This window comes from Insulibacter thermoxylanivorax, from assembly GCF_015472005.1.
Lineage (GTDB): Bacteria > Bacillota > Bacilli > Paenibacillales > DA-C8 > Insulibacter > Insulibacter thermoxylanivorax.
This window is the reverse complement of sequence record NZ_BMAQ01000033.1, coordinates 26914-51744: the sequence shown is the minus strand read 5'-3', so window position 1 is coordinate 51744 and position 24831 is coordinate 26914. Positions and strand designations below refer to the sequence as shown.

The following is a 24831-nucleotide window of genomic DNA, read 5'->3' as shown; positions in this document are numbered from 1 at the left end:
TGTCCGAGATTTTTTTGCATAATAAAAAGCACGCACTAGAGCTGTCTCTGATCAGCGGACTGTGCAGGCTTAAGAAAGATCAAGCGATTCATCCGATCCATCCTTCGGCGAAGGATCCCAGTTTTGCCAGATCCCTTTGGCAAAGCGCCTGGTCACTGCCTTCCCTTCTTCGTAATTCCTTGCCGGTGCGGCCAAGACATACCCTGTATCGTCAGACCATCCGGTCGATTTACCATCAACATGAGTCAGAAAGATCGCGAATATATCAAAGTTCCGATCAGCAAACATGAATCCGATCATAAAAGTCGTTGCTCTCCCCTTATCATCAAATAGCACAGCGATGATGACCAGCGATATGTAACTCCAACGCAAGATACGCATCAAATCAATAAATGTGCAGGGGCAAGAAGCCGTCTGCACAATACTTCCACACTTTCATTCTGTAATAATTGTATGGTTTGTAAAGAATTTTCCTCAAAGTATACATCTGCTTACTAATGACTATAATGTCAGATGGATAAGGAACGCTGATATTTCATAAGGAGATTCAAGACATGAAGAAAAGTTTACAAGGATACAAAACAAGGGAAGCCGCCCGGGAGTGGATGAAGCGCCGCGGCGTTACGCTGGAGGATATTGCAGAGCTGGTTATGCTGTTGCAAGGCGATTACATAGAGGATCTCACAATGGAAGAATGCATCAAAAATATAGAACGCGTACTCGCCAAACGCGAGGTGCAGAACTGCATCCTCACGGGCATCCAGATGGATGTCTTCGCCGAAGAAGGCAAATTAGAAAGCCCGCTGCAGGAGATCATTGAATTCGATGAGGGCTTGTACGGCTGCGATGAGATCCTGTCCCTATCGATCACCAATGTCTACGGCAGCATCGGCATGACGAACTTCGGCTATATCGACAAGATCAAACCCGGCATCCTGCGAAGACTAAACAATAAGGAAGATGGAGAGATCCACACCTTCCTTGATGATATCGTCGGTGCGATCGCAGCCGCCGCCAGCAGCCGGATCGCCCATACCCGTTATTCCGTCCGGTAATCCCGGATCTTGATGAAGCGATAGGGCAAGCCTGTCTCGTCCATATGTACATAGCCACGCCGCCGCAGATAGACAAGATGAGCCAGCGTCTCCGACATCGCAAAGCGCAGCTGGTGGATCGACAGCCCCTCGCCGAACATGGCCAAGCAGACATCATAGACATTTGCCGGTGACTGCACCAGGTCGATCATCTTCAGCAGACGCTTGACATGATGCCTCCGCAGCTCTTCTGCTCTAGCTTGTAAATTCGTGAACGGATCCCGGTGTCCCGGGAAAACGATCTGGACATCATAGGAAGCCAGCTTATCCAGATCCGTTAAGTAGGCATGCAAGGGATCTGCGTCTTCATCAGGCAGATAGCTGATGTTCGGCGTGATCCGCGGCAAGACATGATCGCCGCAGAACATGAGCTTGCGCTCCTGATCGATGAAGACCAGATGCTGATCCGCATGTCCGGACACGGAGATCGTCTGAAAATGAAGCGAACCCGCTTGCCACTCCTCCCCCTCCTCCAGATAACGGACCTCAGGATGCGGGGACACCAAGGGATAGAAGCTTCGCAGATGCTCGCGCATCTTCTCCTGCTTGTCCTGAGGAAGTCCGTGTGCAGCGAACATGCGGCAGAGCGCATCTGTCATCCACTCGCCGGAATGGAGGCTCCACATGCGCTGCGCAAGCCCATGACCGGTACGGGACATATAGACTTCACTGCCCGTCCTCTGCTGCATCCACCCGGCCAATCCATAGTGATCGGGGTGGTGATGCGTCAGGATGATCTTGTTGATCTGCTGCGGCGCAATCTGCAGCTCTTCCCAAACCATCCCCCAAGCTTGGATCGAGCTCTCGGTATGTAAACCGGGATCGATGATCACATATCCCTCATCGTCATGCAGGATATAGCCGTTCACCCACCGCAAGGGGAAGGGCACCGGCACCTTCACACGGACGATCCCATGCTCATAGATATGATAAGCGGACACCTTAGCATACTCCTTCCGTTGCTTAACGATATGTCCATTGTACGCTTCCCCGCATCTCAGATTCAATACACGTATGTCCACACAGGTGACCACGCAAATTAATAACCTTCTTTCCGCATAGCCACGGCAATACAGAAAGAAGGTCCTTAAAGTGAGGTCTTCACATGGAATCGTTAGATGCTGAGCTCCCCGAGCCGAATCAACTCGACAACCGCTTGCGAACGACCCTTAACATTCAATTTTTGCATAACATTGGAGATGTGATTGCGCACGGTTTTCTCGCTGATAAACAGCTGCTCTGCTATGTCCTTCGTCGTCTTGTCCTGCACAAGCAACTCAAACACTTCACGCTCACGATTTGTCAATATTTTGTTCTTATGGTCGTTACCCTTCATCAATATTGTCACCCCTCCTTGCCCGGGCTTTTATATGTTACAAGGTTTAGGGATACAGTCAGAGATATAGTATGAAGGGGTAACATCAATGGTGCGGTTATCAAGGCAAAATGGGCAAGTTTACGGGCTCAGGGCGGAATCCTCGAACAGGCTCTGCATGCGCGTGCTGAAGGATTGGACAAGGATGCGATCCGAGACGCCTTTCATCAGCTTCGATCTATAGCGCTTGATGGTATCATACACTTCAGGCCTGCTCGAAACATGGACATTCGTTACCGTCGCATCGGCTGCCCGCACCGCTTGCAGCACCCGAACTTGCATCGCCGGTGACATCTCATCCCCTTCTCGGGCATAGGTATTAGCTAATTTGACACCCACATATATCTGGCGATCGGTTCGAATTGCGACAGCATCAGCTACACGCTCCAATTCCTTCACATACGATGCGATATGGTCGGCGGCTTCCATACGCGTATTAATGTGCATATCCATCCGATTCAGCATTTGCGAATGGTTCACATCGTAGGCCTGCCAATTCGTCTCTTCGCCGGACATCTGCAGTCGATCGCCGCTCCGGTTCAACTGCCCGCACGAGACTAGCACGATCGTGATCGCTGCTGTTGCTAGAATTGGACTGAGTTTTCTTATCATGTGCATCCTCCTGTCTGGATCCAAAATCTTAGGAACATTAATCCTAGCTTGTATCTTGTGTCCGCGATTCATACGAGCCTCACAGAACCTTTATCCCTTTCGAACCTTAAGCCGCCTCCGATCATATGCTGATATGAAGAAACTTACAGCAACGGGTGGCGATCCGATGATCGATAAACAGGCAGCTGATTTTCTATCTCATATGGCCAAGGCACATGAAGAATTAGCCAATATCCTGCTGGCCGCGAAAGACATCGCCTTGCATACGGCTCATGAACTGGTCAGCGTCGTGCCGGTTCAAGGTATGACTTTCCGCGGCAAGGATGCAGTCCTAGAACAAGCGATGAACTTAACCAGCAATGTCGCGGCCTATCTGAACAGCATCGGTGATCTGCAGGAGGCCTTGGCGGATAATCTCGAACCTGTGTTGGAGAATCTGAGAGAACAGGAAGAGGAGTGATCGCTGAGGCTTGTGACTGAGGACAACAGGATGCTGAGGACTATGGATCGAGGAGTATAGATAGAGGAATAAAGCTGCTGAATGGAGATTAGATGGAGCTTGAGCAAGGGGGGACCTCTAATGGCACATGAACAGGCATATCTTAGAATATTAGCAGCTAATGCGAGCATGCAGTATCATCTGGCAGCCATCCTTGAGGCCAAGGCGAAGGAGATGGGCAAAGCCGGCGGCTGGACATGTCAGCATGTCAGCTCGTCCGCCTATCCGAACCATGAATCGCAATTACAAGAGGCGGTCAAAATCCACGAACAGCTCATCGAGGTGATCGAAGGAATTACGAAAATCGAGGCAGGCTTGGCAAGGCACCTGAAACTGCTCGTGAGCACCGATGACAGCTCGGGCAACGCTTCACTCGGCGATGCAGACCTCAGCAGCCTGTTCGATCAATGATGGAATCGATCAGGAGTGCATGGATGAAGTGATGAATCGAGATATCCTGCGAGAACAAGAGATCCGCTTGAATATCTTGGAGTCCCTGGCCCGTTCGCAGCAAGCCTTGGCCTTGATCGCTGAGACGATCTCCGAAGCGTATACGGCTGTCCGCCCGGCGGCAGAACACGAACAAACCGCTCATGAACTCGCTGTACTCGCGCGTTATCAGATCCGTCTTGCTGAGCAGATCATGCAGCTTCGTTTGCGCAATACACGTCTAGGGACACCAGTACGGCCGTGGCTTCATCGTTGCGTATGTCCCGCATCCCCGTGCGGTGAAGATCTGTCCCATTCGACGGTTAATCGTCAGGTGCTTAATTTGGACATCTCACCCGTTCGGGGAAGATACGCCCAATTTCCCAGCTTGGCCCCCGACAGGTCATAAGTCATCAATCGCTCATCTTTCGCATCTTTCCTAACTGATCTTCATAGTTAAAGTGAAGCCGGACACGGGTCCCTTTGCTCTCTTCATGCAGACACCTGATAGAGCAAAATCAGGACTGCTGATGAGGAAGCAGATCTCGTCCCGTATCCGGCTTCATGTTTTAGAGATATGAATAGTAATGAGCTAATGCGCTTTCGTCATAAGAAGTTCAGCGCACCGTGCCGTGTGTAGAATGAAGTACAGCTTATGACAGTTTTCCATTCACGAGATAGATTCTGCTCGTCTCTTCGAAGATCTCGCCCGGCTGTAAACCTAACAGGCCGATCTCATCGGCAGGCAGATCTACATTCGGTGCATTGACGAGGTTCATCTGCGGCTCCGGGCAGAAAAACTTCTCCGAACGATTATTGTTCCAGACCATCCATTGCTTAAATGCCGTGCCGACATCATATACGAGGGTTACCTGTTCGCTCGCATCGTACAACTCCATGCGGTTGCGGCCGTTCTGCGGCTTACTCGTATAGTGGTTATCCATCGCTGCAAAATAAGGAGATACCCCGCCGCGCTTCATCTGTTCTTCTTCTGCCGTCAGCGGCTGGAATTTACCCGTTGGCAGCATGCGCTCATTCAGCTCCCAGCGGTTGCCGATCGTGATCTTGAACGTATAATCCGACGGCTTGCTGTTCGGCGCGAACGGAGCGTTGATCGCCGTATGGAATGCAAGCAGACAAGGCATCGCATCCTTGCCTTCATTGTGTACCGTCACTTGCTGGCTTAAGCCGAAACGATCGAGTGCATATCTTAGACGAACGGTGAAGCGGTGCGGCAGGTAACGGTACACCGGATGATCTTCATCCACCGTTACAGACAGAACGACACGGCTTTCACTTTCGTCTGCACTGATCTGATCGACTTTCCAAGGGATATCCATCAAGAAACCGTGCAGATGGTTGTTGGTCGCTTCTTCGTTCACCGGGAATTCATATACTTTGCCATTCCACGGGAATTTCCCGTCTTCATAACGATTCGGCGGGAACAGGATCGGAATCCCGTATACGCCGGGATTGGCACGCAGTTCTTCGATCGACTCCGGTTCCCTTAGAATCGTGTATTGCTTGTCCGTGATGCGATAAGAGATCAGATTCGCCCCGATATTAGGGAGCACCGTTGCTTCGTATGTACCATATTGCAGGATGACTGCTTCTTCTCCTTTGTATGTGCCGCGTTGCGCCTTGCTGATCATCAGTGATCAAAGCCTCCTTCATATAGCCAGTTTTCTCCGTATCCTCTTCTAACATATCACATTTAAGTCCGCTGTAGGAAGCCTCCGCCGATTGTGTGCAGCATATCTGCCTTTGCACATGATGAAAGATGCGCTGAGGACATGCTAGGACGATATTTTCTATCGTCTAGCACAACAACAAAGAGAGACGAATCATTCGCCTCCCTTATTCGCCTCAATTCATGTACATCTCCTATGACTTAACCAAGGACCAAGAATTCAGTCATCGTCCTTGTCGTCATCATCCTCATCATCCTCGTCATCATCCTCATCATCCTCATCATCCTCGTCATCATCCTCGTCATCCTCATCATCCTCGTCATCATCCTCATCATCCTCATCATCATCCTCGTCATCATCATCTTCTTCGTAGTCATCGTCGTCTTCATCATCCTCCGCATCTTCATCTCGAGAATCGTCTTCATCATCATCGTCGTCCTCGTCATCGTCTTCATCGCCTTCGTCCTCGTCGTCTTCGTCATCATCATCCGCTGTCCTTACATCATCATTGAATACTTCATTGTCATCTTCATCGAAATCCTCATCATTCGCCAACTCATCGAAATCGTCTGCTTCATCGTAATCATCATCAGCTAATAAGAATGGATCTGCGGACATTTCCTCCCCTATCATCATTTCTTCCAACTCTACGGCCTGCTCCTGATTTGCCATTTTTCTTCATTCCTTTCCTAATAGTCGATTTTCACAAAGACTGATACTTATAGAAGCTGTCCGCCTGTAACAACCGGATTCTTTTGTTCGTCCACTGGTTCATTCGTTTACTTGTTCGGTTATGGAGCCGATAACCATGATCCGAAGGATGAAAATTCACTATCATCTTATGCCGATTCAGCGATGTTATGCTTATGAAGTGCAAAATATTCAACAAATTTCAGCATTCATCAAATTAATTGACTGGGAGGCAGCTTATCTTGTAGATTATAATAAAAAAATTAGAATCAGATCATAGAACCAGATCATAAATAAATATAATGAGGTGATCCACCGCCATGTCCAAGACCAATTTCTCCACAGCTGCCGCCAGAATCACAGCTGTCGGAACCTATGTACCGGAACGCATCCTTACCAATCACGATCTTGAGAAAATGGTCGATACGAGCGATGAGTGGATTCTCCGCCGCACGGGGATGCGGCAGCGGCGTATTGCCGCCGAACATCAGTTTACAAGCGACCTCTGCGTCGAGGCTGCGAAGGACCTCGTGCAGCGATCCGGTGCAGAATTGCATGATGTGGATCTTATCATCGTCGCCACCTCGACACCGGACTATGGTTTCCCGAGCACGGCAGCCCAGATTCAGCATCGGCTGAAGATCTCCTCCAGGGCAGCCGCCTTCGACTTGAGTGCAGCCTGTGCAGGCTTTACCTACGGCGTATACCTGGCGGACCAGCTCATCATGGCAGGAGCACACCGCAAAGCGCTGATCTTCGGAGCTGATACGATGTCCAAGATCACGGACTACAAGGACCGTTCCACCTGTATCTTGTTCGGCGACGGTGCGGGTGTCGTCTTGATCGAAGCTCAGGAAGCCAGAGAGCAGGCGGACCCTGAACCGATGATCATCGCTTCGCACTTCACGACGGACGGCAGCGGCGGGCTCCATGTCTACCGCAGCGGTCTCTCCCATCAGATGAACGGACAGCCTCTGACGGGAAGCGGCTGTATCGTGCAGAACGGACGTGAAGTATACCGCTGGGCAGTGACAGAAGTCAGCACAGGGATCGCCAAACTTCTCGAAGAAGCCGGTCTTGCAGCCGCTGAAGTCGATTGGTTCGTCCCGCACAGCGCGAACATGAGGATGATCGAATCGATCTGCGAGAAGAGCGGGATCGCGCTCTCGCGCACTTTGACCAGCATGGAGTACTTCGGCAACACTTCCGCCGCATCGATCCCCTTGGCCTTGTCACCGGCAATGCAGGACGGCCGTATTAAACCCGGCCAGAAAGTATTGCTGTACGGCTTTGGTGCGGGCTTAGTCAGCTGCGGGATCATCATGCTCATGTAATTCACAACGCGGCCCGACAACCGCGGAGCTTGATGTTCGCGGCTGTCGGGCACTCCCCTCTGCAGCATCAGTTAGAGCTTGTGCCGAAGTTCCTGCATTAGATCCTTATCGCAAAAGATTCATACAAGGTCTCGCTACAGCCCCCGTTCGAGCCCTTGCGCATAACCTGCTGCGAATCCTTGATCATATGCTCGGTTAAATGCACTTCGATAGGCACGACTGTAGCCGCTCACCCGGCGGCCGCGGCGGCGGAGAGTTCTTGCCAATCTTCTGCGGCGGGCAGGCAGGTTTAATCTCCTCCTTCTCCACCTCGCCAGACGCGTGCGCGTACGACTCCGTCTGACAGCTCTCGATGCTCTTCCGCCGCTCGACCCCGCTCCGCGTCTAATGTGACCCGTTCTTCGAACGAGTCTGCGTCTTCTTACGCTTCGTCCGCGCCTTCTTACGTGTAAGATCACGATGATCATCACCCCCAAGTTTGGATGGATCTGTTGAAAGCACATGATGTCGAGCAACCTGCTTTGGATCATGTTGATACGTTACATTTTGCTTTAGACTCACTTGACGAGACCCCCCCCTGCTTCAATCCACTCTGCTGCAAACCGTTCTGTTGCAATCCGCTCAGCTGCCATCCGCCCTGCCGCAGCCTGACAGGTTCGCCCGCGCTCCCGAATAAGCGCAGTACCAGCTTCACATCATCCTCTGTGATGGAATCCACCCATTCCTGAAAATCCCGCTGAAATTTCTTCTGAGCTTTGTTGAATTTGAAACAGCGTGCCGCCCATTCCGGTGCCCAGTCGTTTGCATAATCCTGTGCAGCCATCGCGGAGAAGAAGTCCACGAGGCTGGAGAACACTCTACGGCTGCCGTCGATCGTCTGGATGAACTGCTGTGCCGTATCGTGAAAAGGTGTCTTCGCCCCCATCTCCATCCACGCTCCTTCCTTATGATTGCGTGATAATCTGCAGCATCTCTGCAATTCGGTTGCGGAATGTATGTGTCTCCATCGTTCGCTTCAACCCGCGCAGAGCGATCGTCTGCCTGGCATCGGTATTCGCCAGATAGTAATTCACCTTATCCACGAATTGTTCCACACTGGAGAACGTCTCGATCTCATGACCCGGCTGCAGGAAATTGTGCATATCATGCCGCATGTCTGAAAGCTGAAATGCTCCGCAAGCGGCGATCTCGAAGGTGCGCGGATTCATCGACAGAGCAGGAACCCCTCTGCTGTTGCGGTTATAGGTCATATCATCCGATGAGCGGTGCAGGTTCACGACGATCTTGGCTCCGTTGTAATACTTCGCCGTCTCCTCCGGCGACAGCCATTGATTCATCCAGATCCCCGATCGCAGCTTGCGGTAATGCCTCATCCGATTCCACCACAGGCCGATGATGCGGAACTTCCTGCCGCGAAGATGCGGTATAACTGCATCGAAGAAATGCACCCTGTTCCAGAAGGCCGTGCCGATGAAACAGATATCCGATTCATAACGGCTGCTGACGGACATGGGCTGAAAATATTTTGGATGGACACCCAAGGGCAAATAATGCACATTTGAATGGCCCATATCTTTGTACAAATGGTAACAACTCAGCTCAATCGTAAATACGAGATCGTAATGGAAGGCCATCGAAGTCGTCAAATCCGTATAATAAGGATCATCGACGAACCATGCCGCTGTGCGGATGCCCATAGCGCGCAAGGCTTCGAGCTGGACCGGCGAGAACATCTGGACGCCGTCCAATGCCACCACCACATTCGGTTGGAATTCCCTGGCGATGCCGATGATATCGTCGAAGGGACGGGCGACCATCAGGGCACCGACTTGCTCGCCAAAGGTATCCGCGATGACTTGATCCAGGGGAGCATAGGGCATGCCGAGTCCTGATGTGACATACATGAGACGGATCGGATGCACCGGAAAAGGCCGATCTAAATTCACCGTATTCAACACCGCACGGCAGCGTCCCAAGCGGTATCCCTGTTCCCAGCCGCTGCGATAACCATTTCTTCTAGCCCGTGAATTCCGCCTGCTGCGATATCGTCCACGAAGCCTTCCCCGCGGGCGAACCCTGCTCAGCCGCCGGGCTCTTCTGCGTTTGACCATCTCTCATCCCTCCTTCGATCAGATCCAGTACATGAACGGACTGGACCAAGATTGTTCTGCATCAAGGCGCAGAGGACCGACCTCCCATCCGTCTTAACTCCACTTCAACTCTAAGCAGCATCTATCCGTGGGCGCCGAAGATCGTATCCAGCATCACGGCGATGCGCTGCTCATACGAATGGGACCTGCGGGTCCGCTCATAGGCGCGCAGCGCTTTGTCCAAACGTTCGTCTTCGCGGCGCAGATAATATTCCATCTTCTCGATGCATTCTCCCGGTGAAGCGAAGGTCTCGATCTCAAGCCCCGGCGCATACATCGCCGCAAGATCGCTCCGCGCATCGGTTAACTGCAGCGTGCAGCAAGCATTGATCTCGAAGGTGCGCGGATTCACCGAATGCGGCACGACGGGATAGGGCGATCCGCCCGGAGGTTCATGGGTGCGGTGCAGATTGATCACGATCTTCGCTCCGTTATAATATTGCAGCGCCTCGTCAACCTGTACGCCCGGCAGATGGATCGCCCGCTTCAGATCGCGGTATGCCTTGAGTTGGTTCCACAGACCTCCGGCAATGAACACCTTCTTCTTCTTCTTCAGATACGGTGCTAAGCGATCGAAGAAGGCGATGCGATTCGGGAAGCCCGAGCCGATGAAACAGATATCCGTCCAAAAGCGCTGCCCGACACGCATCGGCCCGGCATGTTCCAGGGGCGCCGCGAAGGGCAGATAATGTGCCTTAGCACCTAGGGAGCGGTAATACTCCACCGTTCCGATCTCATGGGTGAAGACATGATCATAGTGAGGCGCCAGAGGTGCAGACAGTTCCATAAAATAAGGATCATCCGCATACCAGGCACAAGTCCGAATGCCCATGGCGCGAATCCGCTCAAGCCGATCGGGCTGGAGGACGAAGATGCCGTTCAGGACGAGCATCAGATCCGGTCTTTCCCGCTCCGCGATCGCTTCCACGGGATCGAGTGTCTGGGCAACCGCTACCTGCTCCACCGCCTTGCTTAAGGCCGAGATGATGCCGCGCTCGATCAAATGGTACCCCGTCGAATTCTCACGCACGAAGAGCACCTTCAGCGGACGCCGGGTCGGCGTTGGCAGGGGAAGCTGACGGGCGATGGCTTGACTGGCGCCGATCCGATAGCCGTCCCGCCAGCCGCGCAGATAGCCGTCCCTTGTCCCGGCACGAACCCCTGCCCGCGCGGCGGACTTCTTCCTTCGTATGCTGCGCCTTCCAGCCATCTCACTCACTCCTCCGCTCCATCCGCTTTGCGGTCCTCTCCATTGGTGTCGCCGGCTTCCAAGTATTCCCCTTCCAGTTTCTGCGCTGCTTCTCTCAGAGAGGCATGCGTTCCCGCATCGATCCACCAGCCGCTGAGAACCGAATATCCCAGCCTCCCCATACCGGCATATGCATTGTTCACATCGGTGATCTCCAGTTCCCCCCGCGCCGACGGCTGGATCTTGCGGATGATCTCGAACATACTGGCATCATAGAAGTACAGTCCGATCACGCAGTAGTTCGATTTCGGGTCGAGCGGTTTTTCCTCGATGCGGATGATACGGCCGTGTTCATCAAACAGAGGGACACCGAAGCGGCGCGGATCATCGACTTCCTTCAGGAATACCCTGGCGGATTCATGCCCCTTGGCGAATCTGGATGCCTCTGCTGCGATCGAATCCTCGAACAGATTATCACCGAGCAGCAGGACGAATTTGTCTCCCCGCACAAAGGGTTCAGCCAACGCTGCCGCATGGGCGATGCCGCCCGCTTGTTCCTGAATCCTGTACGTGATCTCAACACCGAACTGCTCGCCGCTGCCGAGATATTCCGCATACATCTGCGCGGACTGGGCGTTGATGATCAAGAGGATCTCGGTAATTCCCGCTTCCCGCAGTTTGCTGATGGCATAGTGGATCATAGGATAGGGTCCGACTGGCAGCAGATGCTTGTTCATATAAGCCGTCAGCGGCATGAGACGTGAGCCGGTTCCGCCAGCCAATATGACTCCTTTCATGCCTTTCCTCCGTTCTAACCTAACGTTCATTGCGTATCAGCGAGCGGGGATCGTATCCCCACTTGCTCATGAACAATTTCCGGTTTCTGGTCAAGATATTTTTTAACTGTCTGGACTTCTGCTTGCGAAAACTCGCGCTTCCCCGATGATGAATGAACACATCACCGGCGATCAGCAGCTTATAACCCGCCTGTCTGGCGCGATGGCAGTAATCATCATCTTCGTAGTGCCCCGGCGTATAGCGCTCCTCCAACAGACCGATCTTCTGCATCAATTCCCGGCGAAACAACATGCAGAAACCCACCAGCCGATCGACTTCGATGCGGCGGGACGGATCCGGTGCGTTCATCGCACGGCTCATCTTCTTATATTCCTCCACTGTCGTATATGGAAGCTGACGAACCCTTTGCTGCCCGCTCGCATAGTTCGTATATGGGCCTACGATCCCGGCACCTGCCTCCTCCAACAGGCAGTCCTGCATATTGCGCAGCCAGCGGCTGGCGACGAGCACGTCATTGTTCAGCAGCATCAAGAGATCGCCGGACGCAAGACGCAAGCCGGCATTGCAAGCAATGGGGAAACCGCGGTTCTCCGGGAAGCGGATGAACTTGCAGCGATATGCTCTGCACACGTCCACTGTATGATCTCGTGAGCCATTGTCGACGACGATGATCTCATGCGGTTCCGGTGTGTGCTGCTTGATGGATTCCAGACATTCGCTAAGCATATCCGCCTCGTTATACGACGGTATCACGATACTCGTAAGCATCAACATCCCCCCATGCCAGTTCTCTCTTCCGCTCCCCATCGGGATATGCGCCGCGAGCGCCGCGCCGCTGGATGACCTCGTGGATGGCTTCCAGATAATCTCCAATGATCAGATTGGCCACTAGATTGAACTCCCCCGTATTGTGTGGACGCACCCGGTTGTGCTTGATGACATCGATGGAAGCGGGAGCCGTCACCTTATAGCCCTCCATGATCGCCAACGCCTGCGCCTTCGGCGGTACTGCGAAGTTTTCCGCGCCGATGCCCGTGATCAAGCGCCTGGACACCGCATGCGGCACAGCCGTCATGGAGTTCATCTTGAGATCCCGCCTGCCCAGCACGCGATTGAGGAAGGTCTTAAATCTCGTCACATGATCTTGTTCAGCAAAGCGCCCGATGTACGGCGACAGATCATTCAATGCGAGATCGGCTCCGCGCTCAACTGCATGCAGGAAAGGCACAAGGCGCTCCGCACGAATCGGCAGATCCCCGTCGAGGAAGAGCACGGTATCCGACGTGGTGAGACGGGCACCAAGGGCTCTGCCCACATCGTGACCCAAGGCCTCCGGACACCAGACGATGGTGATCCGGCTGAACTTCAGCGCCTGCTCTAAGCTGCGGTCCGTTGAACCATTGATGATCACCAGGATCTCTTGCAGCGGCAAACGCCTGAGCTCGCGGAGTACCGCCGGCAAGGTGTACTGTTCATCCTTGCATGTGACAACCGCCGCGATGCTGCGGCGAAAGCGGAGCTTGTGAGAAGTACCCATGCACAGGGTTTGCCCAGCCCTGCGCGGGCGCCTTGCGGCTTCCCTGATGCTGCCGGCCGCATGCTTCCGCCGTGCAGCGAACCAAGCCTGCCCACACCGATTCTTGCGAGTCTTCCCCGTTCGGCTGTAACGCCTTGCGCCTCCGACCCGGCGAACCTTGCTTGTAAGCCGTCCTTTGCCCATACGATCTGTGCCGCGCATGCCGATCCGCAGCTTGCGGCCGCTGTCTCTGCCGGCAGGAGGTCCCGCAAGCAGCGGATGGGAAATGCGCATCTTGCGTGCTGTGCTGCGGCGAACGAGAGAACGGACCCGCCGCTGCCCGCTACTCGTTCCTTTGCGTCGGCGGCGGAGCTTGCTCGGTGCCATCATCCTCTCACCTCGTCTCTCCGCCTGCCGTAATCATGCCTGAGCCCGCGCGGATTCGTTCGTTGTAACAGCCAGTCTAAGGCCTCCAGATGATCGCCCAGCATCATCCGTCCCGTCGGATCACCGTTGCGCCGATGACTGCGCAGCGGGTTCAGCTTGCCTACAGGAACCCTCGGCGCCGCTGCGATCTTCAGCCCCATATGGACGGCCATCGCATGGGCCAGGGGCGGCACTGCCAGATGCTCGATGCCGATCCGCAGCGCTGCTTCCCGGGTCATCGCATGCGGCACGGTGCTCAGGGACCAGCCCTCAAGATCCGGCCGGTTAAGGGCCGCATTCAGCACGTGTTTGGCTACAACCACATCGTGCGCATGCTTCACGCCGACGGGACCATTGTAAGCATTCAACACGATATCGGCTCCTCGATGGAGTTCTGCGATGAACGGCGCAAGCTGAGCAGCCGGGATCACCATATCACCATCCAGGAATAAGAGCAGATCACCGGCTGCCCGGCGGGCCCCCACACTGCGGCCAACATCATGGCCGAGCGGATAAGGGATAGTGATCACGACTGCACCTTCCCGCTGAGCAATCTCTCTGCTGCCATCCTTCGTGCCGTTAGCGACGACGATAACCTCGGCAGCGGGGTCGAGTTTGAAGCATTCACGAATAACAGCGGCGATCGTTGCCTTCTCGTTCCATACGGGGATGATCACCGATAAGCGTTTGTCCATCCAGCGCAGGCCTCCTCCCGTTGATGTCTCCTGCCGAACGTGTCATTTTTATCATATGGTCAGGGCAAAGGCAGGCAACGGCGTCCGTACCCGTGACCGGTGCTGATCTTCCGAGACAGAAGCGGCAATCCCTAGCGGCCGCTGCGCACCGATGCATACCTCTCATACAGTTCCGCATATTTCCCGGCAGTGTGTTCCCAGGTATAACGCTGCCTGATCCAGGCTGCACCGTCCCGCCCATACCGTTCCCTCAGCGTCCCATCGTCCAGCAGTTTGTTGAGTACCGGGCCCAGCCGTTTGCTCAATTGTCTCGGCTCGATCAACCAGCCATTCACCCCATGTTGGATAACTTCCACGATCCCCCCTGTACGTGTCGAGACGACGGGCGTCGCACAGGCCAGTGCCTCTGCATTGACCAAACCGAAGGCTTCTTGTTCCGCCGACGGCGTCACCACCACATCAGCAGCTTGATACCAGGCCGGCACCACCGAATGGGGAACATAGGGGACGAACCGCACATGGCGAGGCATGCGGTTGCCTGCAAGGTGAAGCTTCCGCACATATGGGGTGAGCCGATCCGAGCCATACTTTGCGCTGCCGCAGATCACCAGCACGGCATCATCATGTTCCGCGATCACCTGCGGCCATACGTCTAGCAGATGGTGAACGCCTTTGATGGGCACCAGCCGCCCCATATACAGCACGATCTTCTTCTTCTCGTAGCCCAGTTCTTCCCTTAACAACTGGGCCTGCTCTGCACCTTGCGGTGTATATTTGCTCATGAAGCGCTGTACATCCGTCCCCGGATGGCAGATATGGAGATGATTAGGCTTCTGGCGATATTGATGCTGCAGCCATGCAGCAAGATATGCGCTGTTCACGATGATGCGGCTTGCCTGTTTCAAACAGAAGCGAATCGCCTCCCGGCCATAGGTGCGAGGCTGTACGAAAGTGGTGGAATGAAGGGACAAGAGAAGCGGTATACGGGGAAAACGGCGGCGAAACTGCTTAACGAGGAAGGGACGGTTTTCGATCTGGATGAGATCCGGCGGTTGCTCACGCAAACAACGCAGTACTTGTTGGATATAGGAGGAACGGCTGTCGGCGCAGATCCGCCGATGGATGACATTGCCGATCTTTTCGTGATGGAGCGTTCCCTGCAATCTCCGACTGTAAATGGTTACCCGATAGGAAGCGGGCAATCTGCGGCTCATCTCTGCAGCCACTCGTTCCACCGAACTGCTGCGCTCGCTGGCTGCTGCATGCTGACCTGGACAGATAACGGCGATTTCCATTGGCACATTGATCACCTCTTTATAGGGACTACCAGGGGCAAAAGACGATCACAACTTCAGCTCAACTTCTGCGAATCGAAGACTTGAACCTTGAACGCAGAAAGACACGGACCCAAGAACAAAAACATAGAAAAAGAACAAAGGGACAGAACTTAATGAGCGTATAGAGTATGCTGAGTTACTGGATCGCGGGTTAATGACAGGAACCTAATTGCTGGAAGCAAATGAAGGAACATATAGGAGCATATAGGGGAATCAGACAGCATGTCAGCTGTTCCTGATATATCGTATAGACTTATGTATTCAACGTGCCAAAAATAGACGAACCTCCATTACAAACAATCATTACAGGCAACCATACCATCCGCCGCTGTCCGACATAAGCTGTACGAAACCATGTTAGGGAGGTGTCCATCGTGCCCGCTGAGGAACATCCCATGATCGGCGTCCTGCTGAACGGCCGCACACTGCGCGGCATCCGGCGGGGATCCACGCAGCACGAAGCGCTCCAGCTCTATGAGCATGCCGCAGCACGGCTTGGCTGCCGCATCTGTTATTTTCGACTGCGCGATATCTCTCTGCGCCGGCGGCAGGTCAAGGCGATCATCCCGGACGGACCCGTCGGCCGTTATGTGACCCGCATGATCCCGATTCCCTCTGTGATTCATAACCGCGCGATCCATCTCACCCGCCGGGCGCAGGCGAGGCTCGGCCGCCTGCATCACCTTAGATACTATATCTATAACCGCCACACCCGCTACAGCAAATGGTTCATCCACCAGCTGCTCAGCAAGCATCCGGACATCGTTCCCCATCTGCCGGAGACTCGGCAAGCCACGCCGACAGCCATTCATCAGATGATGGAACGTTACGACACCCTGATCATCAAGCCGAGCAACGGCAGCATCGGCCGCGGCATCATGAAATTATTCAAAGACGGCGGGCGCTGGCACCTGCAGTATCGGACCGCCGGCATGGAGCGCACGCTGCGCACCCGGCGCGGCAAACGCAGCAAACGACGCATCCGCACCCGCCGCTGGGCAGTGATCTCCTTCCGCAGTAAACTTCCGGCGGCCCTAAAGCGGCTCATCCGTCAGCGCCGCTTTCTCGTCCAGCAGCATATCCCGCTTGCCTGCTATATGGAGCGCCCTTTCGATCTGCGCGTATCGGTGCAGAAGGGAGACAGCGGCAGCTGGCAGGTAACCGGAATCGTCGGCAAAGCCGCACCCGCCAAGCTGTTCCTGACAAATGTGGCACAGGGAGGAACCGTATATACGTTAGAGCACCTGCTGGCTGCCAACCCCTCGCTTCATCCCGAGCGGGTTCGCGCAGAGGTCGAACGGCTCGCCCTCCTCATCGCTGACCACCTCGACCGACATCTTCCGAATCTTGCGGATCTTGGGCTGGATATCGGCATTACACAGCTAGGTTTCCCGATGTTCATCGAATGCAACTGCCGCGATTTGCGATATAGCTTTCTAGAAGGGGGCCTATGGGAGGAATGGGCAGCGGTCTATTATCAACCGATCAGCTATGGTCAGCGCATCTGGCTGGATCGGCAAGTAACCAGCGGCACGGCGAACTAACAACATGGTGACAAACAGTTGATTCCTTCCCTTGAATATGTCAAGATAGCGCTATGGGGTCAACGCTGCAATCTACGTGCTGCGCCGGACTCTGCTGCTGAATTCACAAGACAGCAGTGACTTTCCAGCAGCAATGATGCTATAATAATCCTGTTTTGTTATAGTTAAACTAGGAAGCAGGGGATATGCACGCTTCTTGTGATCGATTGAATATGGAAGGATGAACCGTGATGAATCCTCAAGCGATGAAGTTAAATGAAACCTTACGCAAAGAGGCTCCCCCCGTCTATGACATGCTGTCGGAGTTGGGGAGACAGATCTATTTTCCGAAGGAAGGCATCTTGAACCAATCTGCCGAAGCCGGCAAGAAGGCCAAGAAGTACAACGCCACCATCGGCATCGCTACCGAGAAGGGCAAACCGATGTACCTTCAAGTCATCCAAGATACGCTTTCTGCTTATGATCCGAAGGACTTGTACAGCTACGCTCCGCCAGCCGGCAAACCGGAACTGCGCGAAGTATGGAAGAATAAGATGCTGGAAGAAAACCCGTCCCTTGTGAACAAGACGATCAGCAACCCGATCGTGACCAATGCGCTGACCCATGGTCTCAGCATCGTCGCTGATCTCTTCGTCGATGCCGGGGACGCGGTGATCTATCCGGATAAGAACTGGGAGAACTATGAGCTGACTTTTGCCATTCGGCGCAATGCCAAACTCGTCCATTTTCCGCTGTATGATGATCAAGGGTTATTTAACGCTGCCGGACTTAAGGAAGCGATCCTCGCTCAGAAGGAGCGCGGCAAAGCCATCGTCGTCTTGAACTTCCCTAACAATCCGACGGGCTATACGCCTAACCAGCAGGATGCGGAAGCGATCGTAGCGGCTGTTCGCGCCGGGGCAGAAGCAGGGATCAAAGTCGTTGTCGTCACCGACGATGCATATTTCGGTCTCTTCTTTGAGGACTCCCTCCATGAATCGCTCTTCCCGCAGCTGTGCGAACTGCATGACCATGTGCTGGCGATCAAGATCGACGGCGCGACCAAAGAAGAATATGTCTGGGGGTTCCGTGTCGGATTCATCACCTATTCGTATCCGAATGAAGCTGTCCTGAATGTTCTTGAACAGAAGACCCTCGGCATCATCCGCGCGACGATCTCCAGCAGTCCGCATCCATCGCAAACCTTCGTGCTTAGAGCACTGACTTCACCGCAGTTCAAAGAGCAGAAGGCTGAGAAGTATGCGATCATGAAGGGCCGTGCCAACAAGGTGAAGGATCTCTTGGACAGCGGGCGTTTCGACGATGCCTGGGAGTATTATCCCTTCAATTCCGGCTACTTCATGTGCCTGAAGCTGAAGACCGTAAATGCCGAGCAGCTGCGCGTCCATCTCCTGGACACCTACGGCATCGGTACGATTGCCCTTGGCGATTCGGATCTGCGCATCGCGTTCTCCTGCATCGAAGAAGAGGATATCGAAGACCTCTTCCTCACGATCTATCAAGGCGTAAAAGATCTGGAAGGCGCAACGACGGCCTAGTCCGGATCCGCCCCGCTGATTGGCGTGCAGATCAGCGAGGCATGTACAACTCGGTACACATATATCCTATTCAAGATATAAAGGGGCTGTCCAATAAGTCAGCGATGACTGACTAATGGACAGCCCCTTCACTTTGAGACAACAAGCTCCGTTGTTTGTCTTCTTTCGTATATTGGTCGCACTGTCCTTCTTCAACGCAACTGAGGCGACACGATCTGTCGTCTCACACACCGATTCGTCTCACGCGTCTACCGTACCGCATGCCTTACCGCATGCCTTACGGCATACCTTACCGCTCTCCCTGCGCATCACTCTGCGCACCTGCGTCTTAGGCGCGATTCTTCTCATCTGCATCTCCATATGCACACATAAAAGGCATCCGAAGCCAGTGAAAACTGGCTAACAGACGCCCCATATATCACCCATTTTATGACAAGCAATAATCCAAACAATCCGCCAACAGCTTTAAGAATCCCTCATCCTGCAACCCCTCCAGAGTATGGGTCGGAGTCAAGCAGCAGACGCGTCCCTGTCCGTATTCGTGGGACCAGCCGGCGATGGAACGGCCGTCCTCCGACTCGGAGGTGAGGAAAACATTCGTCTCTGCTTCCTCGCAGTGTACGAAATAATGCTCATCCTTGAAGGCGAACCCCTCTGTCCGGCTGAGCGGATGATCGCCCTCCGCCGGGCGGTAGGTGACCGTCTTCTGCTCAGGATGATGCAGGAACCATCCGCGCAGCATGCGGCGGTAAGCGCCGTCGCTCTGATACGCCAGACCGGCATGCCAGGCCAGCAATGCTCCTCCTGCCTCCACATAACGGACGATGTTCTCCTGCAGATCAGCGTGCATCCACTCACCGGGATCTTCCGCTTCCGGATTCACCCGCTGCTCCTTGAAGATGACGAGCAATTCGGGATGATCGCTTATCGTTTCCGCAAGGGATTCATAAGAGACCGTTTGCAAATCAAACCCTGCCGATTCACCGGAAGAACGCCGCCGCTCATTCAGCAGATTCACCGCCGCTTGCAAAGCTTGTTCCGCCCATTCGGCCGGGTGGTAGTAATCGCCCAGTACAGCACGGATTCGAATGGTCATCTTCTTCTGCTCCCTTCCGTTTAGAATCCTCCACACTTAAACGTCAGATCGGGAAAGCCCTGCCCGTATAATCCACGAAGGCGAAGGGTTCCGTCTCCGCTTCCTTCTTGCTCTCGAGCAGATCCAGCAAAGCTGCCGCCGTCTCCATCGGATCGAGATGAGCCGAGCTGCCGCCCATATCCGTGCGCATCCACCCGGGATGCACGGCGAGAGCACGGATCCCCTTAGACGAGAGATCCTTGTGCAGCTGCTGAGTGAAGTAATTCAGCGCTGCCTTCGAGAGCGCATAAGGGTAGTCCCCGCCGTACGCATTATGGAAGCTGCCCGCTTCGGAGCTGATGTTCAGGATGCAGCCCTTGCCATTCTTATGGACCAACGGCAGCATATGTTTCACAACTCGCATCGGACCATAGAGATTGACATCCATCGATTCTTCCACCAAGCCGATATCAAGCTCCTCGAGCTTGCTGTCGCGGCCGATCAAGATGGCAGCATTGTTGATGATGACATCGAGCTTCCCGTAATCTTGTTCGATCTTCGCTGCAGCCTGGCGGATGCTTTCCTCGTCCTGTACATCCAGTTGCAGAAGGACGATCTGATCCGATGAGACCGCTTGCAATTCACGCAAACGATCCGCCCGCTCGAGTGAGCGCACTCCTGCTAGTACGGTATGTCCCCGTTCCAAAGCCGTCTTCGCAAGTGCCAAACCTAAGCCCCGATTCGCACCTGTGATGAGTATAAGCATGTGATTCCTCCTCTTCCATCTTCTTCCGTTAATCGTTCTCCAGAAGTTCCAACATCACTTTCAACTGGGGAATGGAGTCGATATACGCATACCTACCGCCGGTATACTCTCCCTTCTGCACCAGCGGCATGCCCTGTCCAGCCAGCCATTACAGCTTCTCTTGCACCCCCTGGATCTGGAAGGCGATATGATGAACCCCCTCGCCGTGCTGATCGAGATGTTCCCGCCACGTACTGGGGTGTTCATCCGGCTCGATCAATTCGAGCTGCAGCGATCCCATATCGAAGAACGCCAGTTTCGCCCGAGCGGCCGTCACCTCCCCATTATACATGCTCACCTCTCATCTTCCTATGACTTATTGGATTCAATTCATCTCTTATGACTATCGGCAGGATGGCTTCACGGCAGAACTGCATGAGCAGCGGCGATTGTCAACGCTGGTCTTGCAGCAATTGTTCCAGATCCAAGATGCCGATCAGTTCGCGGCCGTCGCCTTCTACTCCTTGGATATAAGTTCTCCTGCCGTGCTCGTCCTGTTCAGGCGGTTGAAATTTCATTATGACCTATATCACACTATTGATCTGAAGCAGGCTTTCGCGCGTCACGAAAATTCTAATCTTTCTCAGATTCTTGAGCTGACCCAGCCCCGTTCTATTTCACTATATTAGCTATTGTGCTAAACTAGTTAGAAATAAAAATATAGAATAATGGAGGAATGAAGCGAATGGCTCCTAGAAAGATGCGCTCTGATATGATCAAAAAAGGCTTCGACCGCGCACCTCACCGCAGTTTGCTCCGTGCCGCGGGGGTCAAAGAAGAAGATTTCGATAAACCATTCATCGCTGTCTGCAACTCCTACATCGATATCGTCCCCGGGCATGTGCATCTGCAAGAGTTTGGTGAACTCGTGAAAGAAGCGATCCGCGAAGCCGGCGGCGTTCCCTTCGAGTTCAATACGATTGGCGTCGATGACGGCATCGCGATGGGCCATATCGGCATGCGTTATTCCCTGCCAAGCCGCGAGATCATCGCTGACTCGCTGGAAACCGTCGTCAACGCGCACTGGTTCGACGGCCTCGTCTGCATCCCGAACTGCGATAAGATCACGCCGGGGATGATGATGGGCGCCCTGCGCGTCAATATCCCGACCATCTTCGTCAGCGGCGGCCCGATGAAGGCCGGCAGAACGAAGGACGGCCGCGCCATCTCCCTGACCTCCGTCTTCGAAGGAGTGGGCGCATATCAATCCGGCATCATCGATGACAATACGCTGCGCGAACTCGAGATGTACGGCTGCCCGACCTGCGGTTCCTGCTCCGGCATGTTCACGGCTAACTCGATGAACTGCTTGGCGGAAGCCCTGGGACTTGCTCTGCCGGGCAACGGCACGATCCTCGCTGTTGATCCAGCGCGCAAGGAATTCGTGAAGGAATCGGCGAGACAGTTGATGAAGCTGATCGAGATGGATCTCAAGCCGCGGGATATCGTGACTATCGAAGCGATCGACAATGCCTTTGCCCTCGATATGGCGATGGGCGGTTCGACGAACACCGTCTTGCATACGCTGGCGATCGCCCATGAAGCCGGCATCGAATATCCCCTCGAGCGGATCAATGAAGTCGCATCGCGCGTTCCGCATCTGGCGAAGATCGCACCGGCTTCCGATTATCACATCGAAGACGTGCACAGAGCCGGCGGCGTAAGCGCGATCCTGAACGAACTGCTGAAGAAAGAAGGCGCGCTGCACGGCGAATGCATCACCGTCACCGGCAAGACGCTCCGCGAGAATGTCGAAGGCTGCGAGATCCAGGATACAGATGTCATCCGCACTCTGGACAATCCTCATTCCGAGCAGGGCGGATTGGCCGTGTTGTTCGGCAACTTGGCGCCGAACGGCAGCATCGTCAAGGTCGGGGCTGTAGATCCTTCGGTCGGCGGCTACCACAAGGGCCCGGCGATCTGCTTCGATTCGCAGGAAGAGGCGCTGGAAGGCATCGCAAACGGCAAAGTGAAAGAAGGCCACGTCGTCGTTATCCGCTATGAAGGTCCGAAGGGAGGACCGGGCATGCCCGAGATGCTCGCTCCGACATCGCAGATCGTCGGTATGGGGCTGGGCACGAAGGTTGGTCTGATCACCGACGGCCGCTTCTCCGGTGCATCCCGCGGCATCAGCATCGGCCACATCTCGCCGGAAGCTGCTGAAGGCGGACCGATCGCATTCGTAGAGGACGGCGATATCATCGAGATCGACATGAACAATCGGTCGATCACCCTCATGGTCGACGATGCGGAGTTAGAACGCCGCAAGGCTAACTGGAAAGGCTTCGAGCCGAAGGTGAAGACCGGATATCTCGCCCGCTATTCGAAACTGGTCACATCGGCCAGCACCGGCGGCGTGATGAAGATCGACTGATCCTTGTCATCCTTCGATCCTTTAACGCGAAACATCGCTGCAAGTTCATAGGAATGAAGAAGGGGCTGTCCATCAGTCAGTCATCGCTGACTTACCGGACAGCCCCTTCTTCGTGTATGGGCATCATGCGATGATGAGTCAGTCTATTCGATCAAACCGAAACGAGTCAGCGGCATATAGCGGAAGAACGCCCTGCCCTTGACCTGATCGATCGGCACGAAGGGATTCACCCAGCGGCGTGAATCATGGCTTAGATTGCGGTTATCCCCCATGAAGAAATAGTGCCCCTCCGGCACCGTAACCGGACCGAAGGTTCCATTCATCAGCAGACTGTTCAGATAGGGTTCAACGACGGGCTCGCCGTTGCGAATCAGCTTGCCGTCCCGCACTTCGATCGTATCCCCGGGCAGCCCGATGAGCCGCTTCAGATACAAGTCCCCTCCCAAGTTGTCCGGATCATGATAGAAGACGAGGATATCTCCGAACTCATAAGGCCGCCACCATCTGGTGACCTTCTCCATGATGAGCAGATCATCCGTCATCACCGTCGGTTCCATCGAACCCGTCGGGACTTTCACCGGCTGGGCGATGAAGGTGAAGATCAGATAGACAAGCGCTAAGGCGATGATCAGACTGATGCCCCATTCTTTAATCGTCTTGCTCAGGTTGCGCATCAAGCAGCTTCAACTCCTGTTTCATCCGAATCTATAAAAGATCGTCATATAGTATGTTAGAATAGGTAAGATAGAAAAACCGTTAGAGCAAAGGAGAGCCAATATGTATAAATTGATCGCGATCGATATCGATGACACGCTCATCACCGATGATAAACAAATCACTCCAGGAACTGCCGACGCCATACGCCGAGCTGTGGACAGGGGCGTGCATGTGACGTTAGCGACCGGCAGGATGTTCGCTTCGGCGCAAGCGATCGCTAAGCAGCTGCAGCTGAATGTACCGATCATCACCTATCAAGGTTCCCTGATCAAGACCGCCCTGGACGAACAGGTCATCTATGAACGCCATGTTCCCCAGGAGATCGCTGCCGCGCTGTTCGATTATTGTGATCAACACGATCTGCATATTCAAGCATACCACAATGATCAATTATTTGCCAAAAAGATCAATCAAAAACTTCTCGATTATTGTGCCAACTCCGATGTTCCCTATACGATCGAACCCGATCTGAAGAGGCTCAGCAGTCTCCCCCAGACCAAACTGATCATCATCGACGACCCTGAGGTGCTCGATGAGCTGAAACCGAAATTCGAAGCCCGGTTTGGTGATCGCGTGCATATCACCAAGTCCAAGCCGAATTTCCTCGAATTCATCCATCCAGAGGGCACGAAGGGGCATGCGCTGAAGGTGCTTGCTGAGCAGCTTGGCTGTCCGCTGGAATCCGTGATCGCCATCGGCGACAGCTGGAATGACCGGGAGATGCTGGAGGCGGCCGGTCTGGGCATCGCCATGGGCAACGCGGTGCCGGCGCTCAAAGAATTGGCGGATTATATCACTTTATCGAACAATGATGAAGGCGTCAAACACGCCATTGAGAAATTCGTGCTCATCTAACAAAAGCGTATATCAGACGCGGGAAGAACCAGATAAGGACGAAGGAAGGACCGGCAGCCTGGGCTCGAGTTCAGGCACACCGGTCCTT

At 54.1% G+C, this 24831-nt stretch carries 28 protein-coding genes and 1 pseudogene; 9 read left to right on the top strand and 20 right to left on the bottom strand.

Annotated elements, in window-relative coordinates; genetic code table 11:
* Window positions 1-69 precede the first annotated feature (69 nt).
* On the bottom strand, window positions 70-420 hold the full coding sequence (locus tag PRECH8_RS11655; protein ID WP_200967277.1) for a hypothetical protein: 351 nt from the start codon (window positions 418-420) through the stop codon (window positions 70-72).
* 134 nt (window positions 421-554) lie between these two features.
* Between PRECH8_RS11655 and PRECH8_RS11650 the strand changes: the two genes are divergently transcribed.
* Window positions 555-1055, top strand: coding sequence for a phosphatidylglycerophosphatase A family protein (locus PRECH8_RS11650; RefSeq protein ID WP_200967276.1), 501 nt, complete (start codon window positions 555-557; stop codon window positions 1053-1055).
* On the opposite strand, the gene PRECH8_RS11645 is transcribed toward PRECH8_RS11650, so the two are convergent.
* The 3 genes from PRECH8_RS11645 to PRECH8_RS11635 all read right to left on the bottom strand — a co-directional run bounded on the left by PRECH8_RS11645 (window position 1040) and on the right by PRECH8_RS11635 (window position 3081).
* Window positions 1040-2035 carry an MBL fold metallo-hydrolase gene (locus PRECH8_RS11645; RefSeq protein ID WP_200967275.1) on the bottom strand — a complete coding sequence of 332 codons (996 nt, stop codon included), beginning with the start codon at window positions 2033-2035 and terminating at the stop codon, window positions 1040-1042. The two genes, PRECH8_RS11650 and PRECH8_RS11645, sit on opposite strands and share 16 nt — an antisense overlap.
* Before the next feature lie 173 nt (window positions 2036-2208).
* Window positions 2209-2430: a helix-turn-helix domain-containing protein gene (locus PRECH8_RS11640; protein WP_200967274.1), complete on the bottom strand. Its 222-nt coding sequence runs from the start codon at window positions 2428-2430 to the stop codon at window positions 2209-2211.
* Between the two features lie 120 nt (window positions 2431-2550).
* The gene (locus PRECH8_RS11635; RefSeq protein ID WP_200967273.1) at window positions 2551-3081 is read right to left on the bottom strand and encodes a YhcN/YlaJ family sporulation lipoprotein; all 531 of its coding nucleotides are present in this window, start codon (window positions 3079-3081) and stop codon (window positions 2551-2553) included.
* 133 nt (window positions 3082-3214) lie between these two features.
* On the opposite strand from PRECH8_RS11635, the gene PRECH8_RS11630 reads away from it, so the two are divergent.
* The 3 genes from PRECH8_RS11630 to PRECH8_RS11620 all read left to right on the top strand — a co-directional run bounded on the left by PRECH8_RS11630 (window position 3215) and on the right by PRECH8_RS11620 (window position 4418).
* Window positions 3215-3541, top strand: a complete 327-nt coding sequence (locus PRECH8_RS11630) for a hypothetical protein (RefSeq protein WP_200967272.1) — start codon at window positions 3215-3217, stop codon at window positions 3539-3541.
* A 120-nt stretch (window positions 3542-3661) separates the two neighbouring features.
* Window positions 3662-3991 (top strand): alpha-helical endospore appendage domain-containing protein, encoded by a 330-nt coding sequence (locus PRECH8_RS11625; RefSeq protein ID WP_200967271.1) that lies wholly within the window; start codon window positions 3662-3664, stop codon window positions 3989-3991.
* The gene (locus tag PRECH8_RS11620; RefSeq protein WP_200967270.1) at window positions 3930-4418 is read left to right on the top strand and encodes a hypothetical protein; all 489 of its coding nucleotides are present in this window, start codon (window positions 3930-3932) and stop codon (window positions 4416-4418) included. The genes PRECH8_RS11625 and PRECH8_RS11620 overlap by 62 nt, the downstream gene beginning before the upstream one ends.
* Window positions 4419-4662: 244 nt before the next feature.
* Here PRECH8_RS11620 and PRECH8_RS11615 read toward each other — a convergent pair whose 3' ends face one another.
* Both PRECH8_RS11615 and PRECH8_RS11610 read right to left on the bottom strand, forming a co-directional pair.
* The gene (locus tag PRECH8_RS11615) at window positions 4663-5661 is read right to left on the bottom strand and encodes an aldose 1-epimerase (RefSeq protein ID WP_200967269.1); all 999 of its coding nucleotides are present in this window, start codon (window positions 5659-5661) and stop codon (window positions 4663-4665) included.
* Window positions 5662-5919: 258 nt separating this feature from the next.
* Window positions 5920-6372 (bottom strand): hypothetical protein, encoded by a 453-nt coding sequence (locus PRECH8_RS11610; RefSeq protein WP_200967268.1) that lies wholly within the window; start codon window positions 6370-6372, stop codon window positions 5920-5922.
* Between the two features lie 338 nt (window positions 6373-6710).
* Here PRECH8_RS11610 and PRECH8_RS11605 point away from each other — a divergent pair, with 338 nt between their 5' ends.
* Window positions 6711-7724 carry a ketoacyl-ACP synthase III gene (locus PRECH8_RS11605; RefSeq protein WP_200967267.1) on the top strand — a complete coding sequence of 338 codons (1014 nt, stop codon included), beginning with the start codon at window positions 6711-6713 and terminating at the stop codon, window positions 7722-7724.
* 134 nt (window positions 7725-7858) lie between these two features.
* Here PRECH8_RS11605 and PRECH8_RS11600 read toward each other — a convergent pair whose 3' ends face one another.
* From PRECH8_RS11600 to PRECH8_RS11560, 9 genes are all read right to left on the bottom strand, one after another.
* Window positions 7859-8227: a hypothetical protein gene (locus PRECH8_RS11600; RefSeq protein ID WP_200967266.1), complete on the bottom strand. Its 369-nt coding sequence runs from the start codon at window positions 8225-8227 to the stop codon at window positions 7859-7861.
* Between the two features lie 23 nt (window positions 8228-8250).
* Window positions 8251-8655: a hypothetical protein gene (locus PRECH8_RS11595; RefSeq protein WP_200967265.1), complete on the bottom strand. Its 405-nt coding sequence runs from the start codon at window positions 8653-8655 to the stop codon at window positions 8251-8253.
* Window positions 8656-8668: 13 nt separating this feature from the next.
* On the bottom strand, window positions 8669-9835 hold the full coding sequence (locus PRECH8_RS11590) for a CgeB family protein (RefSeq protein WP_200967264.1): 1167 nt from the start codon (window positions 9833-9835) through the stop codon (window positions 8669-8671).
* Between the two features lie 121 nt (window positions 9836-9956).
* Window positions 9957-11084 carry a CgeB family protein gene (locus PRECH8_RS11585; protein ID WP_200967263.1) on the bottom strand — a complete coding sequence of 376 codons (1128 nt, stop codon included), beginning with the start codon at window positions 11082-11084 and terminating at the stop codon, window positions 9957-9959.
* 5 nt (window positions 11085-11089) lie between these two features.
* Entirely contained in the window at window positions 11090-11860 is a 771-nt protein-coding gene (locus PRECH8_RS11580; protein ID WP_200967262.1) for a sugar phosphate nucleotidyltransferase, read from the bottom strand.
* Between the two features lie 19 nt (window positions 11861-11879).
* Window positions 11880-12629 (bottom strand): glycosyltransferase family 2 protein, encoded by a 750-nt coding sequence (locus PRECH8_RS11575; protein WP_308808489.1) that lies wholly within the window; start codon window positions 12627-12629, stop codon window positions 11880-11882.
* On the bottom strand, window positions 12598-13764 hold the full coding sequence (locus PRECH8_RS11570; RefSeq protein ID WP_242457558.1) for a glycosyltransferase family 2 protein: 1167 nt from the start codon (window positions 13762-13764) through the stop codon (window positions 12598-12600). The genes PRECH8_RS11575 and PRECH8_RS11570 overlap by 32 nt, the downstream gene beginning before the upstream one ends.
* Entirely contained in the window at window positions 13764-14498 is a 735-nt protein-coding gene (locus PRECH8_RS11565) for a glycosyltransferase family 2 protein (RefSeq protein WP_200967261.1), read from the bottom strand. Before PRECH8_RS11565 ends, PRECH8_RS11570 begins: the two co-directional genes overlap by 1 nt.
* 131 nt (window positions 14499-14629) lie before the next feature.
* Window positions 14630-15793, bottom strand: coding sequence for a glycosyltransferase family 4 protein (locus PRECH8_RS11560; RefSeq protein WP_242457564.1), 1164 nt, complete (start codon window positions 15791-15793; stop codon window positions 14630-14632).
* Window positions 15794-16209: 416 nt separating this feature from the next.
* On the opposite strand from PRECH8_RS11560, the gene PRECH8_RS11555 reads away from it, so the two are divergent.
* Both PRECH8_RS11555 and PRECH8_RS11550 read left to right on the top strand, forming a co-directional pair.
* The gene (locus tag PRECH8_RS11555) at window positions 16210-17379 is read left to right on the top strand and encodes a YheC/YheD family endospore coat-associated protein (RefSeq protein WP_200967259.1); all 1170 of its coding nucleotides are present in this window, start codon (window positions 16210-16212) and stop codon (window positions 17377-17379) included.
* Window positions 17380-17609: 230 nt separating this feature from the next.
* On the top strand, window positions 17610-18917 hold the full coding sequence (locus PRECH8_RS11550) for an aminotransferase class I/II-fold pyridoxal phosphate-dependent enzyme (protein WP_200967258.1): 1308 nt from the start codon (window positions 17610-17612) through the stop codon (window positions 18915-18917).
* A 427-nt stretch (window positions 18918-19344) separates the two neighbouring features.
* Here PRECH8_RS11550 and PRECH8_RS11545 read toward each other — a convergent pair whose 3' ends face one another.
* The 4 genes and pseudogenes from PRECH8_RS11545 to PRECH8_RS14650 all read right to left on the bottom strand — a co-directional run bounded on the left by PRECH8_RS11545 (window position 19345) and on the right by PRECH8_RS14650 (window position 21315).
* Window positions 19345-20013 carry a ThuA domain-containing protein gene (locus PRECH8_RS11545; RefSeq protein WP_200967257.1) on the bottom strand — a complete coding sequence of 223 codons (669 nt, stop codon included), beginning with the start codon at window positions 20011-20013 and terminating at the stop codon, window positions 19345-19347.
* A gap of 43 nt (window positions 20014-20056) precedes the next feature.
* Window positions 20057-20758, bottom strand: coding sequence for an SDR family oxidoreductase (locus PRECH8_RS11540; RefSeq protein WP_200967256.1), 702 nt, complete (start codon window positions 20756-20758; stop codon window positions 20057-20059).
* A gap of 28 nt (window positions 20759-20786) precedes the next feature.
* Window positions 20787-21086: pseudogene (locus PRECH8_RS11535) on the bottom strand (VOC family protein); the annotation flags it as partial.
* 103 nt (window positions 21087-21189) lie between these two features.
* Window positions 21190-21315 (bottom strand): hypothetical protein, encoded by a 126-nt coding sequence (locus PRECH8_RS14650; protein WP_276569113.1) that lies wholly within the window; start codon window positions 21313-21315, stop codon window positions 21190-21192.
* Window positions 21316-21482: 167 nt separating this feature from the next.
* Here PRECH8_RS14650 and ilvD point away from each other — a divergent pair, with 167 nt between their 5' ends.
* Entirely contained in the window at window positions 21483-23171 is a 1689-nt protein-coding gene (gene ilvD / locus PRECH8_RS11530) for a dihydroxy-acid dehydratase (protein WP_200967255.1), read from the top strand.
* A gap of 143 nt (window positions 23172-23314) precedes the next feature.
* Here the strand turns inward: ilvD and lepB are convergent, their stop codons facing one another.
* Window positions 23315-23845: a signal peptidase I gene (gene lepB / locus PRECH8_RS11525; RefSeq protein ID WP_242457563.1), complete on the bottom strand. Its 531-nt coding sequence runs from the start codon at window positions 23843-23845 to the stop codon at window positions 23315-23317.
* 103 nt (window positions 23846-23948) lie between these two features.
* Here lepB and PRECH8_RS11520 point away from each other — a divergent pair, with 103 nt between their 5' ends.
* The gene (locus tag PRECH8_RS11520; RefSeq protein WP_200967254.1) at window positions 23949-24743 is read left to right on the top strand and encodes a Cof-type HAD-IIB family hydrolase; all 795 of its coding nucleotides are present in this window, start codon (window positions 23949-23951) and stop codon (window positions 24741-24743) included.
* The last annotated feature ends 88 nt before the right edge of the window (window positions 24744-24831 follow it).

Coding starts and splice junctions, on each gene's coding strand:
- PRECH8_RS11650 (WP_200967276.1), top strand. CDS start 555: ATGAAGAAAAGTTTACAAGGATACAAAACAAGGGAAGCCGCCCGGGAG.
- PRECH8_RS11640 (WP_200967274.1), bottom strand. CDS start 2,430: ATGAAGGGTAACGACCATAAGAACAAAATATTGACAAATCGTGAGCGT.
- PRECH8_RS11635 (WP_200967273.1), bottom strand. CDS start 3,081: ATGATAAGAAAACTCAGTCCAATTCTAGCAACAGCAGCGATCACGATC.
- PRECH8_RS11630 (WP_200967272.1), top strand. CDS start 3,215: ATGAAGAAACTTACAGCAACGGGTGGCGATCCGATGATCGATAAACAG.
- PRECH8_RS11625 (WP_200967271.1), top strand. CDS start 3,662: ATGGCACATGAACAGGCATATCTTAGAATATTAGCAGCTAATGCGAGC.
- PRECH8_RS11620 (WP_200967270.1), top strand. CDS start 3,930: ATGACAGCTCGGGCAACGCTTCACTCGGCGATGCAGACCTCAGCAGCC.
- PRECH8_RS11615 (WP_200967269.1), bottom strand. CDS start 5,661: ATGATCAGCAAGGCGCAACGCGGCACATACAAAGGAGAAGAAGCAGTC.
- PRECH8_RS11610 (WP_200967268.1), bottom strand. CDS start 6,372: ATGGCAAATCAGGAGCAGGCCGTAGAGTTGGAAGAAATGATGATAGGG.
- PRECH8_RS11605 (WP_200967267.1), top strand. CDS start 6,711: ATGTCCAAGACCAATTTCTCCACAGCTGCCGCCAGAATCACAGCTGTC.
- PRECH8_RS11600 (WP_200967266.1), bottom strand. CDS start 8,227: ATGTGCTTTCAACAGATCCATCCAAACTTGGGGGTGATGATCATCGTG.
- PRECH8_RS11595 (WP_200967265.1), bottom strand. CDS start 8,655: ATGGAGATGGGGGCGAAGACACCTTTTCACGATACGGCACAGCAGTTC.
- PRECH8_RS11590 (WP_200967264.1), bottom strand. CDS start 9,835: ATGGTCAAACGCAGAAGAGCCCGGCGGCTGAGCAGGGTTCGCCCGCGG.
- PRECH8_RS11585 (WP_200967263.1), bottom strand. CDS start 11,084: ATGGCTGGAAGGCGCAGCATACGAAGGAAGAAGTCCGCCGCGCGGGCA.
- PRECH8_RS11580 (WP_200967262.1), bottom strand. CDS start 11,860: ATGAAAGGAGTCATATTGGCTGGCGGAACCGGCTCACGTCTCATGCCG.
- PRECH8_RS11575 (WP_308808489.1), bottom strand. CDS start 12,629: ATGCTTACGAGTATCGTGATACCGTCGTATAACGAGGCGGATATGCTT.
- PRECH8_RS11570 (WP_242457558.1), bottom strand. CDS start 13,764: ATGGCACCGAGCAAGCTCCGCCGCCGACGCAAAGGAACGAGTAGCGGG.
- PRECH8_RS11565 (WP_200967261.1), bottom strand. CDS start 14,498: ATGGACAAACGCTTATCGGTGATCATCCCCGTATGGAACGAGAAGGCA.
- PRECH8_RS11560 (WP_242457564.1), bottom strand. CDS start 15,793: ATGGAAATCGCCGTTATCTGTCCAGGTCAGCATGCAGCAGCCAGCGAG.
- PRECH8_RS11550 (WP_200967258.1), top strand. CDS start 17,610: ATGAATCCTCAAGCGATGAAGTTAAATGAAACCTTACGCAAAGAGGCT.
- PRECH8_RS11545 (WP_200967257.1), bottom strand. CDS start 20,013: ATGACCATTCGAATCCGTGCTGTACTGGGCGATTACTACCACCCGGCC.
- PRECH8_RS11540 (WP_200967256.1), bottom strand. CDS start 20,758: ATGCTTATACTCATCACAGGTGCGAATCGGGGCTTAGGTTTGGCACTT.
- PRECH8_RS14650 (WP_276569113.1), bottom strand. CDS start 21,315: ATGAAATTTCAACCGCCTGAACAGGACGAGCACGGCAGGAGAACTTAT.
- ilvD (WP_200967255.1), top strand. CDS start 21,483: ATGGCTCCTAGAAAGATGCGCTCTGATATGATCAAAAAAGGCTTCGAC.
- lepB (WP_242457563.1), bottom strand. CDS start 23,845: ATGCGCAACCTGAGCAAGACGATTAAAGAATGGGGCATCAGTCTGATC.
- PRECH8_RS11520 (WP_200967254.1), top strand. CDS start 23,949: ATGTATAAATTGATCGCGATCGATATCGATGACACGCTCATCACCGAT.